The organism is Mycolicibacterium gadium, assembly GCF_010728925.1.
Taxonomy (GTDB): Bacteria; Actinomycetota; Actinomycetes; order Mycobacteriales; family Mycobacteriaceae; genus Mycobacterium; species Mycobacterium gadium.
In genome coordinates, this window is sequence record NZ_AP022608.1 from 1,002,976 (window position 1) to 1,015,857 (window position 12,882).

The 12,882-nt window shown below is 66.1% G+C and carries 13 protein-coding genes; 6 read left to right on the forward strand and 7 right to left on the reverse strand.

What is annotated here, in order from left to right; translation table 11 throughout:
- Positions 1-71: 71 nt before the first annotated feature.
- The 3 genes from G6N36_RS04845 to G6N36_RS04855 form a co-directional block, all read right to left on the reverse strand.
- The gene (locus G6N36_RS04845; RefSeq protein ID WP_163685411.1) at positions 72-305 is read right to left on the reverse strand and encodes a DUF6400 family protein; all 234 of its coding nucleotides are present in this window, start codon (positions 303-305) and stop codon (positions 72-74) included.
- A gap of 75 nt (positions 306-380) precedes the next feature.
- Entirely contained in the window at positions 381-1,097 is a 717-nt protein-coding gene (locus G6N36_RS04850; RefSeq protein WP_163685413.1) for an MBL fold metallo-hydrolase, read from the reverse strand.
- Positions 1,094-2,488, reverse strand: coding sequence for a xylulokinase (locus tag G6N36_RS04855; protein WP_163685415.1), 1,395 nt, complete (start codon positions 2,486-2,488; stop codon positions 1,094-1,096). Before G6N36_RS04855 ends, G6N36_RS04850 begins: the two co-directional genes overlap by 4 nt.
- A gap of 110 nt (positions 2,489-2,598) precedes the next feature.
- On the opposite strand from G6N36_RS04855, the gene G6N36_RS04860 reads away from it, so the two are divergent.
- The 3 genes from G6N36_RS04860 to G6N36_RS04870 all read left to right on the forward strand — a co-directional run bounded on the left by G6N36_RS04860 (position 2,599) and on the right by G6N36_RS04870 (position 4,714).
- On the forward strand, positions 2,599-3,108 hold the full coding sequence (locus G6N36_RS04860; RefSeq protein ID WP_163685417.1) for a DUF6328 family protein: 510 nt from the start codon (positions 2,599-2,601) through the stop codon (positions 3,106-3,108).
- 36 nt (positions 3,109-3,144) lie between these two features.
- On the forward strand, positions 3,145-4,101 hold the full coding sequence (locus G6N36_RS04865) for a DoxX family membrane protein (protein ID WP_163685419.1): 957 nt from the start codon (positions 3,145-3,147) through the stop codon (positions 4,099-4,101).
- Between the two features lie 106 nt (positions 4,102-4,207).
- Positions 4,208-4,714, forward strand: a complete 507-nt coding sequence (locus tag G6N36_RS04870; RefSeq protein ID WP_163685422.1) for an RDD family protein — start codon at positions 4,208-4,210, stop codon at positions 4,712-4,714.
- Positions 4,715-4,723: 9 nt separating this feature from the next.
- Here the strand turns inward: G6N36_RS04870 and G6N36_RS04875 are convergent, their stop codons facing one another.
- Positions 4,724-6,184, reverse strand: a complete 1,461-nt coding sequence (locus G6N36_RS04875) for a GntP family permease (RefSeq protein ID WP_163685424.1) — start codon at positions 6,182-6,184, stop codon at positions 4,724-4,726.
- Positions 6,184-6,699 (reverse strand): gluconokinase, encoded by a 516-nt coding sequence (locus G6N36_RS04880; protein WP_163685426.1) that lies wholly within the window; start codon positions 6,697-6,699, stop codon positions 6,184-6,186. Before G6N36_RS04880 ends, G6N36_RS04875 begins: the two co-directional genes overlap by 1 nt.
- A gap of 124 nt (positions 6,700-6,823) precedes the next feature.
- Between G6N36_RS04880 and G6N36_RS04885 the strand changes: the two genes are divergently transcribed.
- From G6N36_RS04885 to G6N36_RS04895, 3 genes are all read left to right on the forward strand, one after another.
- On the forward strand, positions 6,824-7,552 hold the full coding sequence (locus G6N36_RS04885; RefSeq protein WP_163685428.1) for a FadR/GntR family transcriptional regulator: 729 nt from the start codon (positions 6,824-6,826) through the stop codon (positions 7,550-7,552).
- 15 nt (positions 7,553-7,567) lie between these two features.
- Positions 7,568-8,458 carry an SCO6745 family protein gene (locus G6N36_RS04890; protein WP_163685431.1) on the forward strand — a complete coding sequence of 297 codons (891 nt, stop codon included), beginning with the start codon at positions 7,568-7,570 and terminating at the stop codon, positions 8,456-8,458.
- Between the two features lie 87 nt (positions 8,459-8,545).
- On the forward strand, positions 8,546-8,872 hold the full coding sequence (locus tag G6N36_RS04895; RefSeq protein ID WP_163690425.1) for a YnfA family protein: 327 nt from the start codon (positions 8,546-8,548) through the stop codon (positions 8,870-8,872).
- Between the two features lie 85 nt (positions 8,873-8,957).
- On the opposite strand, the gene G6N36_RS04900 is transcribed toward G6N36_RS04895, so the two are convergent.
- Together G6N36_RS04900 and G6N36_RS04905 are read right to left on the reverse strand one after the other, a co-directional pair.
- Positions 8,958-10,913 carry a DUF7064 domain-containing protein gene (locus tag G6N36_RS04900; protein WP_235690234.1) on the reverse strand — a complete coding sequence of 652 codons (1,956 nt, stop codon included), beginning with the start codon at positions 10,911-10,913 and terminating at the stop codon, positions 8,958-8,960.
- A gap of 4 nt (positions 10,914-10,917) precedes the next feature.
- A complete protein-coding gene (locus G6N36_RS04905; protein WP_163690428.1) occupies positions 10,918-12,882 on the reverse strand; it encodes a primary-amine oxidase in 1,965 nt (654 codons plus the stop codon).

The window sequence follows — 12,882 nt, forward strand, 5'->3', positions numbered from 1 at the left end:
CCACGCATGTGGCGGGGTGGTCACAACACGGGCAGGGCAGCCAGGCGCGTCGTGACCGGTCGGCGGTGGGATCAATCGGCAGCATTGACCGCTTTCCGATCAGGCAGGACACCAGCGCGAACGAGATCGTCGTAAATCCGTTGCTGCTCGTCGTCGAGATCGGAGTACAACATTTCTTCAGCCCGCTGTTCCTCGGCCATCACAGTCATCGGATCCCACCCGTCACCGATCGCCTCGAGGACTGCACTGCGGCGTCGCGCCTCGTCGAGCGTCAGGTCATAAGCGAATTCGAGGTCGGCCCTCATGGCACCTCCAGCCATTCGTAAGCAAAACGAATGGTTAGGGTCACCTAATTAGAGCTGGTCAAGCAATGACCCACATCACAGTCTCGGGTCCGACTTCGTCACACGATTCGCGAGCCACCGCTGTTGCCGATGCACGAAATCGGCATCCACGACCGCGCCATGACCGGGTACGTAGAGGGCGTGCTGGCCACCGGCTTCGAGCAGTCGATCAAGAGTGCCCGGCCATGCCGTGGCATCGGAGCCGTCGTCGATCGACGGGTCGGCGGACTCTTCGACGAGATCGCCGCAGAAGACAACGCGGCGATCAGCACCCTCGACGACCGCGACCAGGTCGTGGTCGGTGTGGCCGCGACCCAGGTGGCTGATGGAAATCACGCGTTCGCCGAGATCGATGACGTCCGATTCCACCTCGTGCTGGGGCCGCCGCAACGCGGCAACGGCCTCGTCGACGTCGCGCGGTTTCGCGCCGTACAGCAGGGCCTCTGAGCGCAGGCGCTCGGAGTGACCGGTCATGGTCGCCGCGGCCGCGGGCGCGCAGTACACGGCGGCACCGTCGAACGCCGACGAGCCCAGGACATGGTCGAAATGGTGATGAGTCAACACGACGTGACTCACCTCGCGGCCCGTCATCTGCTCGACATCGGCGCGGATCGCCCGTGCTTCGGTCAGGGTGGATCCGGTGTCGATCAGCGCGGCGCCCAGTCGTCCCCAGATCACCCCGACCGTGACGTCGAGGAACGGTAGGCGACATCGAACAACGCTGTCCGCCAACTGTTCCCACGTATAGTTCACTGCCCAAGCGTCAACGGTTGCGCCGCGCGGTACTGATCGAGCACGTGCGGCGTCGGGGCTGCCGTGTATGTTGTCGTGATCCCGAACGACCATGCCGGTGGCGAGTCAGCTTGAGAAAGTGTCCATGCTGCCTGGCGAGCCGCGCCCAGCGCGACGTACTCCGCGGGTGTCGGCACATGTACAGGTGCCCCCAACAGTGCGGACGCGATATGACGCACCGCCCCCGACCGCGCTCCCCCGCCTACCAGGATGATGCGATTGACGTCGACGCCGTGTTCGGTGATCCTGTCGATGCAGTAGGCCATCGAGCTGAGCAGACCTTCCACGGCGGCGCGAGCAATATTGGCGGCGTAGAGGTTTCGGGTGGTCATACCGTGCATCGCACCCGCGGCCGAAGGCAAGTTGGGCGAGCGTTCACCTTCGAAATACGGCACCAGCGTCAACCCGCCGGCACCGGGTTCCGCCGACATCGCCAGCCGATCCAACTCGTCGAAGTCAACGCCGAGCATTGTGGCTACTGCGGCAAGTACCGGGGCGCCGTTGAGCGTGCAGACAAGCGGCAACTGGCGGCCGGTTGCATCGGCGAAGCCCGCCACGATCCCGTCGGGATCGTGCGGCGCCACGTCACCCACCGCGCTCACGACGCCCGACGTGCCCAGTGAGACGACGCAATCACCGGGTTCGGCGCCCAGTCCGAGGGCCGCCCCCGCGTTGTCGCCGGCACCGGGGCCGAGCACTGCGCCGGTCGACGTCCGGCCCGCCTCCTGGGCGGGGCCGAGCACCGCGGGGACATGGGGTCGTCGGCCCCGCATCGCCATTTCGAGCAGGTCGAATCGATAGCTGCCGGACGCCGATGAGAAGTACCCGGTGCCGCTCGCGTCGCTTCGATCGGTGCGCAGATCGGCGATGTCGGTCGAACCGCTCAGCCGCCAGGTCAGCCAGTCGTGCGGCAAGCACACCGCGGCCGTCGCATCGGCATGCGCGGGTTCGTGATCGGCGAGCCAGCGCAATTTCGCCGCCGTGATCGCGGCGACGGGCACCACGCCGATGCGCTCTGCCCACTCCTGGGCGCCGAGCTCGGCCACAAGCTCGTCAGCGGCTGCACTGGACCGGGTGTCGTTCCACAGCAATGCATCTCGTACAACATCACCCGCGCCGTCGAGACACACCATGCCGTGCTGCTGCGCGCCGACCGAAACCGCAGCCACGTCATCGAGCCCGCCGGCGGCGGTGACGGCCGCCTGCAGCGCCGACCACCATTGCTGCGGATCGATCTCGGTGCCGTCCGGATGCGGCGAGCTCGCCGAGCGGACGACCGCGCCGGTGTCCGCGTCGCAAATGACGACTTTGCAGGACTGGGTGGATGAGTCAACGCCCGCAACGAGAGCCACGCAGCCGACGCTACGCCGATGAGTACGCAGTGCGCATCGACCGGCAGTTGTCACACCGTGCGTACTCCCAATCGGTCGTAGGCGCCGGGTTGCGGTGGGACACTGCACCGGTGACAAGCGAACATCCGGACAGCGACGAGGGCCGTCGGGATCGCGACCGCGACGAGACGGAAGCCGAACGGCTGGACCGTAACTGGACGAGTCTGCTGCAGGAGTTGCGAGTTGCCCAGACCGGTGTTCAGCTGCTCACCGGGTTCCTGCTCATCCTGCCGTTTCAGCCGCGCTTCGCCGACCTGGATGTCGTGATGCGCATCGTCTATTTGGTGACGGTCGGTTGTTCGCTCGCTGCGACGGTGCTGCTGGTCGCGCCCGTCAGCATGCATCGCGTGCTGTTCCGGCGACACCGACTCGAGACGCTGGTCGCGGTCTCCCATCGTTACGCCGAAGTCGGCATCATGCTGCTGGGCATGGCGCTATCCGGCGTCGCTGTGGTGATCTTCGACAGCGTGGTCGGCAGAACCGGCGCCTGGATCGCCGGCGGTTGCACCCTGGTGGCCCTGATCGCGTTCTGGTACGCGCTGCCCCTGCGGGACAGGGACCAGCGCGACCCCACCTATTGACGTTTGTGACGCCCCGGCCCGGGGAACACGGTGGCCATGTTGATCCGACGTGTTGCCCGTCCCATGCTGTCGGCGGCGTTCATCGCCCGTGGCGTCGATGCCCTGCGCAGCCCCAAGCCCGCCGCCGATGCGGCCCGTCCCACGCTCGAGGGGCTGAGCAAACTGCCCGACCCCGTCGGTACCAATGTCCCGTCCAACGCGGAGACCGTCGCCCGGGTCAACGCCGCGGTTCAGATCGGCGGTGGCCTCCTGCTCGCCAGCGGCAAGTTGCCCCGGCTGGCATCGGCCGCGCTTGCGCTCAGCGTGGTGCCGGGAAGCCTTGGCGGACACACCTTCTGGAATGAGACGGATCCCCAGCGCAAGGCCGATGAGCGTCGGGCCTTCCTCACCGACATCAGTCTCATCGGCGGGTTGATCATCGCCGCCGTCGACACCGAGGGCAAACCCTCACTGGGATGGCGCGGCCGTCGCGCCGCCCACAAAGTCTCTGACGCCGTCAGCGCCGCGTTGCCGGTCGGTGCGGCGACCGGTGGGGCGCTCGCCGACAGCCCGCTCGCCGAGAAGGTCGGTCACGGACTGCAGGTCGGTGCCGAACGCGGCCGCGAGTTCGCCCACGTCGCTCGCGAGCGGGCGCCTGAGTTCGCGGAGCTGGCGCGCAAGCGCGGTGCCGAGATCGCCGACGTCGCTCGCGAGCGGGCGCCTGAGTTTGCGGAGCTGGCGCGCAAGCGCGGTGCCGAGATCGCCGACGTTGCCCGCGAGCGAGGACCCGAGTTTGCGGAGCTGGCGCGCAGGCGCAGCGCCGAAATCGCCGATGTCGCGCGTGATCGCGGGCTGGAGTTGGCAGAGGTCGCCCGCGACCGTGCGCCGGAGTTGGCTGAGACCGCACGTGATCGCGCAACCGATTTCGCCGACACGGCCCGCAATCAGGGCCGCAGACAGGTCAAGCAGGCGCGTAAGCAGATCAAGCAGGAACGCAAGCGCCTGAATTCATGATCATCGTGCGCTGAACAGGCACGTTCGGCCACATTCGGTTGTACATTGACTCCACCATCCCCGCGGTTGGATTCGCCTTCCGCGCAGCGGACGCGAGGAGTGCGAGATGACAACCCCTGACTACAACCCTCAGCCGGGCCAATACGGTCAGCCGGGCCAATACGGTCAGCAAGGCGGCTACCCGCCCGGGGGTCAGCAGCCCGGCGGATTGCTCTGGCGTTGGCTGGCCCGAGTCATCGACGGCATCCTGGTCGCCATCGTCAGCTATGCCCTGATCTTCCTCACGGACACGTTGTCGAATATCTGGGCGACCGGGCTGTTCACCGGTGCGCTCACCTTCGTGTACTTCGTCGCGTTCGAGGTGTCCATCGGAGCGACACCCGGCAAGAAGCTGCTCGGCCTCAGCGTCCACGGTCCGGCCGGCGCACCCAAGCCGACGCCCGCGCAGTCGGCGATCCGCAACTCGTGGACGCTGCTGCCGATCATTCCTTTCGTCGGCGGTCTGCTGGGAGTCGTCGCGATCATCATCATCGCGGTGACCATCAACGGCAGTCCGACAAAGCAGGGCAAGCACGACGAGCTCGCCGGCGGAACTCAGGTCCTCAAGGGTTGACGCCTCGGGTCAGGTGACGACCCACAGCACCAGAGCAATCGCAAAGGCGGTGACGCCAAGCGTCGTCTCCATCACTGTCCACGTTTTCAGCGTCGTCTTCACGTCCATCCCGAAGAAGCGGCTCACCAGCCAGAAACCCGAATCGTTGACGTGCGAGAGAACGGTGGCTCCTGCAGCGATGGCAACCACCAACAGCGTGAGATGAAAGCTGCTCAAGCTCGCCTCGGCTGCGGCGGCGCCAAGGAGGCCGGCCGTTGTCGTTATCGCGACAGTCGCCGAGCCCTGGGCGACGCGAAGCAATGTGGCGATGATGAAAGCCTGAAGTATCAGGGACATTCCGAGATTCGAGAGTGAGCCGCTCAGCGCATCTCCGATGCCGCTCAGCCGCAGCACGCCACCGAACATGCCGCCGGCGCCGGTGATCAGGATGACGGTACAGATCGGGCCGAGGGCGTTGTCGAAGATGTCGCTGACCCCGGCCATCGACCGGTCGCGCAGTCCCAGCACGAGGGTGGCCACGAGCACCGTGATCAGCAATGCGACAGAGGTGTTCCCGAGCAGCATGAGGTACTCGGCCCAGGTCGCACCTTCTTCTATCACCCCTGCGGTGGTCAGTGTCTTGAGCACGGTGTTGAACGAGATCAAGAAGAACGGCAGCAGCAATATGCCGAGCACTGTCGCGAACGCCGGCGCCTTCCGGGCGGGCGCCTGCGTAACCGTCTGACCTGGACCCGCAGCAACGCCGTCGTTGTCAGGGTCGGCGTCACTATCGGTGGTGACCACCTCGCGACCACCGTTCATCGGACCGAACAGAGCCTCGGGAACGTCGACATGTACACGGCGCCCGATGAATTGGGAGACGAGGTAGGCGCCGATGTACCAGGAGACGACGGCGACGGGCGCGCCGACGAGCAGCGTCAGCCCGATGTTGGCCTCGAGTGCCTCCGCGGCCGCGACTGGACCCGGGTGCGGTGGAACTATCGCGTGCATGGCGGCGAAGGCGCCGGCGGCCGGGAATGCGTACAGCAGGAGCGAACCGCCGAAGCGCCGCGCGACCGTCATGATGATCGGCAGGAAGACCACGAGGCCGGCATCGAAGAATATCGGAAAGCCGAAGATCAGCGCGGCGATGCCAAGTGCCAACGGTGCACGCTTCTCACCGAACCTACCGATCAGGGTGTCGGCCAGAACCTGTGCGCCGCCGGTGATCTCGAGTAGCCGGCCGATCATGACGCCGAAGCCGACCAGAAGGGCCACCGAGCCAAGGGTGTTGGAGAAGCCGAACGACAGCGCGTCGGGCACATCGCCGACGGGGATGCCTGCAGCCAGTGCGGTCAGCACACTCACCAACACGAGCGACACGAACGCGTGCAGCTTCACCTTCATGATCAGGAACAGCAGCACGGCGACTGCCACCGCTGCAATGACTAAGAGCGTGGCGGTGCCGTATGCCGGTTCGATTGCTTCCACTAGAACTCCTGTTCGGTTGTGCGCGTTGCGGTTTGAGAGACGTATGTGTCGATGATGGCGTCGATGTTCTGGTCGACATCGATGGCTAGGCCGCGTTCGTCATCGCCGAGAGGCTCGAGTGTGTCGAACTGCGAGGCCAACAGCGAAGCAGGCATGAAGTGGCCGGGGCGGCTGGACTGGCGTTTGGCGATGACCTCGGGTGTGCCACTCAAATGGAGAAACTCGACGTTTGGGCAGTGGCGGCGGAGCTGGTCGCGGTATTTTCGCTTGAGGGCCGAACAGCTCATCACACCGCCTGAGTCGCAGCGCTCGGCCAGCCACTGTCCGATGGCCTCCAGCCAGGGATACCGGTCATCGTCATTCAGGGGCTCGCCCGCTGTCATCTTTTCGATGTTGGCCGGCGGATGGAAATCGTCGGCATCGGCGAACGGCACCCGAAGGCGCTGCGCCAGCGCCGCTCCAACAGTCGATTTGCCCGAACCTGAGACGCCCATTGCGACGATTGGTGACGCCATCTTCTCCACCTACCCCATTGTGCTTGACGTCACACAGCTTGCCTCAATGATCATATTATTTCAAGCATCCTTCGCAATCATATGTTTTTAATAACCTCAGCAAAGTCTATGACAGGATGTATAGGTGGTGTCTCAACCAATCGTCGGCGCTCTGCACGGGGGTTTGCTCTCCGCGCTGGGCACCGCGATCGTGTCTGGTGAATATCCGGCCGGTCAGGTCATCACCCTCGACGGGGTGAGCGCGCAGCACGGTGTCTCCCGCAGCGTCGTGCGCGAAGCGGTTCGGGTACTCGAGTCCATGGGCATGGTGGAGTCCCGCCGCCGGGTGGGCATCACGATTCAGCCCGCGAGCAAATGGAACGTCTTCGATCCCATTGTGATTCGGTGGCGGCTCGAGTCTGGCGACAAGGCCGCACAACTGCTGTCACTCTCGGAGCTGCGCCGAGGCTTCGAACCCGCCGCGGCGGCGCTCGCCGCGCGGCGAGCCGACCCTCATCAGTGCCGCATCATGGCGGCCGCAGTTTCGGACATGGTTGTCCATGGACGGTCCGGCGACCTCGACGCATACCTGTTGGCCGACAAGATCTTCCACCAGACGATGCTCGAGGCCAGCGGCAACGAGATGTTCCGCGCGCTGAACGGGGTGGTCGCTGAGGTGCTCACCGGCCGGACCCACCACGGCATGATGCCCGACATCCCGAACCCCGCCGCGATCGCGCTGCACGACGAGGTCGCGCGTGCGATCAGACTCCGCGACGAGGCCGCTGCCGAACGCGCCATGCGGGCCATCATCGACGAGGCGGCATCCGCTGTGACCGAAGAGTTTTCGCCCGAGGGCGCGCCCGAGGCCTAATGGTTAACTGTGGTCATGGACAGGGACCCCACACTCGCGCGGCGCTTCTTCGACCGACTCGAACCGGTACACGCCGTGACGTACTTCGCCCCGGAGGCTCGCAACGCTCTGGATGGGCTCGGATATCGAGGTTTCTGGATGGGATACTTCGCCGCCCGCTCGGCGCCGTTCGGTGTGGTGCCTGCCGAGATGGTGACGGCGACCTTCTACAACTTCGCCCCGCAACGCGTGGCGAAGGCGTTGCCCGCGGCGTGGGACATCGCCCCGCCGGCCGACGCCCTGCGGGCGCGCGAACAATCGGCGGTCGACGCGCTGCGCCGTTACGGCGTCGGCACCGACGACGATCTGGCCACGGTCGCCGACCTCGCCGCCAAGGCTGCGCGCACCGCTCCCCTTGACGGCCGCCCGCTGTTCGCAGCCAACCTGGCACTCGACTGGCCCGACGAACCGCTGGCCAAGTTATGGCATGCCGTGACGCTGCTGCGCGAACAGCGCGGTGACGGGCACGTGGCCGTGTTGACGTCCCTCGGCGTATCCGGCCGCGAATGCAACGTCCTGCACGCGGTGGCCGGCCGGGTACCGAAGGAAATGATCATGCGTAGCCGCGACTACGACGACGATCAATGGGCCCAGCATCGCTACAGATTGTTGCGGCGCGGGCTGCTCGACGAGCACGACGAGCTGAGCCCACGGGGTCGCGAACTCAAACAGCGCATCGAGGACACCACCGACGCACTGGCGCTCACGGCACTCGACGCGCTATCCGACGACGAGGTCGAGACACTCTTCCGCGGCCTGACGCCCATCACCCGGAAAGTGGTCGCCGCCGGCGATGTGCCCGCGGCCACGCCGATGGGGCTGAACCGTGACGACCTCAGCGACGGCAGCGCCCACTTGAGCGGCTGACAATCCGCGTGAGTGACCGTGTTTGCACGTCGACACGCCGTGTCGTGCGTACATTTTGCGGTCGCTCGCGACACGCTGATAGACGTGATGGTGCTGAAATCGGTTGCGCTGTTCGTCCTCGCCGCGGTGCTGGAGATCGGCGGTGCGTGGCTGGTGTGGCACGGCGTCAGGGAGCACCGCGGGCTCACCTGGATCGGAGCCGGCGTCATCGCGTTGGGTGCGTACGGGTTCGTCGCAGCGTTTCAGTCCGACCCACATTTCGGCAGGGTGCTTGCCGCATACGGCGGCGTGTTCATCGCGGGGTCGCTGGCATGGGGCATGCTCGCCGACGGCTTCCGGCCCGACCGTTGGGATGTGACAGGTGCCGTCGTGTCGCTGGTCGGGGTCGGGATCGTCATGTACGGCCCGCGCTGAGCGGCTACTCATCGGCCGCGAGCGACCCCAAAATGCCCGCAGTGCACGGCGTGTCGGCGTACAGACACGGCCGCTCGCGGCCGTTTCAGCGGGGCGACTGGTTGCGGTTCCATTCGACCCAGCCGACTCCGGTGCGCCCGTCGGCGGTGGTGACCGTCGCCCACGCACGCGGGAAGTGGCTGATCCGCCCGTCGGGTGACGTCAGTAGGACCGGAGCGTGTCCACGGATGTCGATGGTCGCGACGAGGTCACCCGGCGTGTACGTGATCGTGGTCGTGGCCGGCAGATCGTTGCCCGCGAACGTCGCCTCCGCACGGACGCCCTGCAGTTCGACCAGCGGCTCGCCCCGCCGTTGGGTGTAGCCGATACCGATGGGCGGGGCGCCCGGTATCCGGAGATCGACACCGTGGGCGTGGGTGCCGTCGTCGAAATGCAGTGCGCTCCAGACCCAGTCCATGGACCACCAGTCGCGCACTCCCCAGGAGTGATCGCGTTGGCCCGGCACGGCGTTTAGCGCGTACTCGCGGCCGTCGACGGTCACCGTGCCCGACACCGCGCACGGGATCTCGTATCGCGGGGTGATCCGGTATTGGTACGGCACGCCGACGGTCGTCCAGGTCAACTCCATCGCGGCCTCGACGGGCCTGCCCGGCTGACCATGTAGGAGCGCGGACGGGTCGTCGTACGCCTGCGCCCTACCCCGCACCGTCACCGTGTAGGTCTGCAGCGGTTCGGCCGCCTCCAGGACCAGGTCGATGGCTCCGGTGTTCTCGAAATCCAGCAGCGCGATGGTCGGCATGTCCGGACCGCACAGCAGCGCGTTCACCCAGGTGGTGTTCTCGTTGGGCATCAGCCCCAGCCGCACCCAGCCGCCGATGCCCTGCCGCGGGTCGGCGAAGTCGAAGTACCAGCTCTCGCTCCACAGCGGCTCGTCGCCCGCGGCGTGGGCATGCTCATCTGCGGGATCAGGCGTTAGCGGTTGCGCCGCAGGGGCTTCGGAGGGGTCTGGCAACATGTCCAGCGCCCCGGTGTCGAGGACGTGGTCGCCGTGCCGCGACAACATCGTCATGAACATCTCGTCGCCACGTTCGGTCTGCGCGACGAGCATCGAGCTCACTATCGCCATCATCACGCCGAAGAAACTCTGCCGCCGCACGCCGTCACGTACCTTGTCGAGACTGACTCGGGTGTCGGCACCCAGAGCGTCGTGGTACGCCCGCAGGAGCGCGTCATAGTGTTCGCGGCGGAGATCGCTTGGCAGCGCGCACCCGAGGAAGTAGGCGACGTCCGTCATGGCCGGGCCCCAGGTGACCGTCTGCCAGTCCACGACCGTCAACGGCCGGTCTGCCTCCGGCTGACCGAAGAGCATGTTGTCCAACCGGTAGTCGCCGTGCACCAGGCCCATCAGCCGGTCGGGGGCGCTCTCAGCCGCCAGATATGCGTCGAAGCTGCCGACGAGCCGCTCGCACACCTCACGATGCTCGGGCGCGATCCGATCGCCGTACCGGTCGAGGAAGCCGGCATACAGCGTAGCGATCAAACCCTGGTTCATCGGCGCATCGCGATTGAGCCAGTCGGCCTGCGCCATCGATGCGTCGCCGAACGCCGGTGCGTGCAGCCGGGCCAGCTCGGCTAGTGCGAGCATCGCCTGTTCGGTTGTCGCGCCGCGCAGTTCGTCGCCGACGACGGCGGGCGCGGCATCACCGAGCAACAGGTGGAAGGTACCGGTCTCAGGATCGAAGCCGGCGGAATAGCAGGTCGCCACCGGCCCGCCGCCGAGGTTGGGCGCGATGTCGGTGTAGAAGCGCACCTCGCGCTCGTAGAGCCCGAGTGCCAGGCCGGTCTGCCTGCTCGCGGGGTCGGTTGCCGCCACCTTCAACACGACCGACGACGGCCCGTCGTTCCCGGACGCGCGGGTCAACTCGACGCGATAGCACTCGCTCATCTGCCCGGTGCCGATGCGCTCGAACGTGAAATCCGTGACCGGGGTGGCGAGCGCGTCGCTCAGCCACGCGGCCGTCAGATCGGACGGCCGCTCCATGACGTCAGTGGTGCGCACTGGTCGACGAGGTGTGGCACATGTCGGGCGGTGTTCCCACGACATCAAGGGATGGATTGCGATCGAAGAAGCCGAACGGCTTGAGCCAGAACGACACGATGTCGACGGGCATCACCGGCCAATCCTCAGGCCGGGTGATGTGGTGGATACCGAACACGTACCACATCACGACGTCGGTGTTGTCGATCGAACGGTTGGCCAGCGTCCATTTGGCCAGGCCGGTGTCCGTCGACGACTGATTGACGAATTCGCCAGCAGGCCAACGTTCGTCGGGATGGTTCGGGGTCACCCACAGAGTATGGCCGATGACACTGGCACGTTCGATCACCGGGGAGTCGGGGTCGAACATCGGCGGGATCGCCCCGCCGGGTACGAGCTTGTACGAGGGGTGCGTGCCGATGCCGTTGACGACGTTGGGGTTGACGATCTTCCAGGCGCGCTGGGTCGCGTAGTTGACGTCCTGCTTGCCCTGGCTCTCGGTGCGCAACGGGATATTGCGCGTCACGAGTGAGAGTCCGTACGGGTTGTCCGGTCCCATCGGTTCGGCGTGAGACTCCGTCATGACGACGGTGTTATCGGTGCCGTCGATGTCCATGTCGAGTCGCGCGACCAGGAAGTGCTGGTGGTACGGCGCATAGGTGCGCTCGTCGACGAGCGTGCCGTTGGGGTGCTGCTGACCGGGAGCCACCGGCGTGGTGACCATGATTCCGGTGGCTCGGATTTCGCACTCGATGTTGCCGTCCTGGTAGAGCCTCCAGTAGATCAGGTATTCGTAGTTGGCGACGGTCACATGCGACGACACCGTGAGCCTGCGCATCCGGCGCACCTCGGCGCCGATGGTGTGGTCAACGTGCTTCCACAGCACCGCGTTGTCCTCTTCGTGGATGCAGATGGCGTTGGTGATCGTGTACGGCTCGCCCCTGCTGTTGTGCAGCACCGCGTCCAGATAGCGGATCTCGCCGAGGCAGTCGCAGCCCAGCTCGAGCGATGTGGTCATGAACCCCAGACCCCACTCGCCGATGTCGAAGGCGGTCCGTCGATAGTGGTCCACCGACGAATCGCGGTAGGGCACGATCATCTCGGCAAGCGATATCCGGTGTGCCACAGAGCGTTCCCGGTCGCCGTCGCGGTATCTGACGGTGTGCAGCGTCATCCCCTCTCGGTGATTGAAGCCGACGCGAAGCGACCAGTTCTGCCACTGCAGCAGGTTGCCGTCAAGGGTGAACGACGGGCCCTCGGGTTGCTCGATGTGCAGCGGCTTGAGCGGCTCCCGGCGCGAGGCCGAACGCACCGCATCGGGGATCATGCTCGGCACGTATTCGCCCATCACGTCGGGCTTCTCGACCTCACCGGTGTCCTCGACGCGTAATAGTTCCATTGCGTTGAGGTCGATGACGCAGTGCAGTCCGCTGACGAGATTCGCATAGGGGCTGCCGCCTGCCGAATCTCTCAGCCAGGTGTCCGACCAGCCGATCCGCCGGTCGCGGTACTCCGGGGGCGCGACCGCATTGCCGTAGGTCCAGGTATCGAAGAAGACCAGGTCGATGTCGGTGATACCGCGCTTGTTCAGTGCGGCCGCGACGTCGGGGTGAGTGCGCAGCAGCCGATCGCACTCGGCGAATTCGTCGACAGTGAAGTTGGCCTGCACCCCGGGAATGTGTTCGAACGACTCCACCCGGTCGTCGGTCAGCGACACCGTGCTCTTGTAGGTCGCGTTGGCCGCTCGTTCGAAACAGGTCACCCGCGCGCGGCGGGGCGGGGCCGCTCCCCCGTTGTCGAACTCGCGCAGTGCGGCCTTGCTGGGTTCGATCAGTTCGATGGACGCGTAACGCCAGCCCGGGCCGGACGTCGCGGACCCTTCGGTTCCGGTGCCGACACCGTGTTCGCGTTGCAAGATCGACGCGACCGCCGTGAATTCGTCGCCGCTGAGCGGATCCAGGGGGTGAGCCAC

Coding starts and splice junctions, on each gene's coding strand:
- G6N36_RS04845 (WP_163685411.1), bottom strand. CDS start 305: ATGAGGGCCGACCTCGAATTCGCTTATGACCTGACGCTCGACGAGGCG.
- G6N36_RS04865 (WP_163685419.1), top strand. CDS start 3,145: ATGTTGATCCGACGTGTTGCCCGTCCCATGCTGTCGGCGGCGTTCATC.
- G6N36_RS04870 (WP_163685422.1), top strand. CDS start 4,208: ATGACAACCCCTGACTACAACCCTCAGCCGGGCCAATACGGTCAGCCG.
- G6N36_RS04880 (WP_163685426.1), bottom strand. CDS start 6,699: ATGGCGTCACCAATCGTCGCAATGGGCGTCTCAGGTTCGGGCAAATCG.
- G6N36_RS04890 (WP_163685431.1), top strand. CDS start 7,568: ATGGACAGGGACCCCACACTCGCGCGGCGCTTCTTCGACCGACTCGAA.
- G6N36_RS04895 (WP_163690425.1), top strand. CDS start 8,546: ATGGTGCTGAAATCGGTTGCGCTGTTCGTCCTCGCCGCGGTGCTGGAG.
- G6N36_RS04900 (WP_235690234.1), bottom strand. CDS start 10,913: ATGGAGCGGCCGTCCGATCTGACGGCCGCGTGGCTGAGCGACGCGCTC.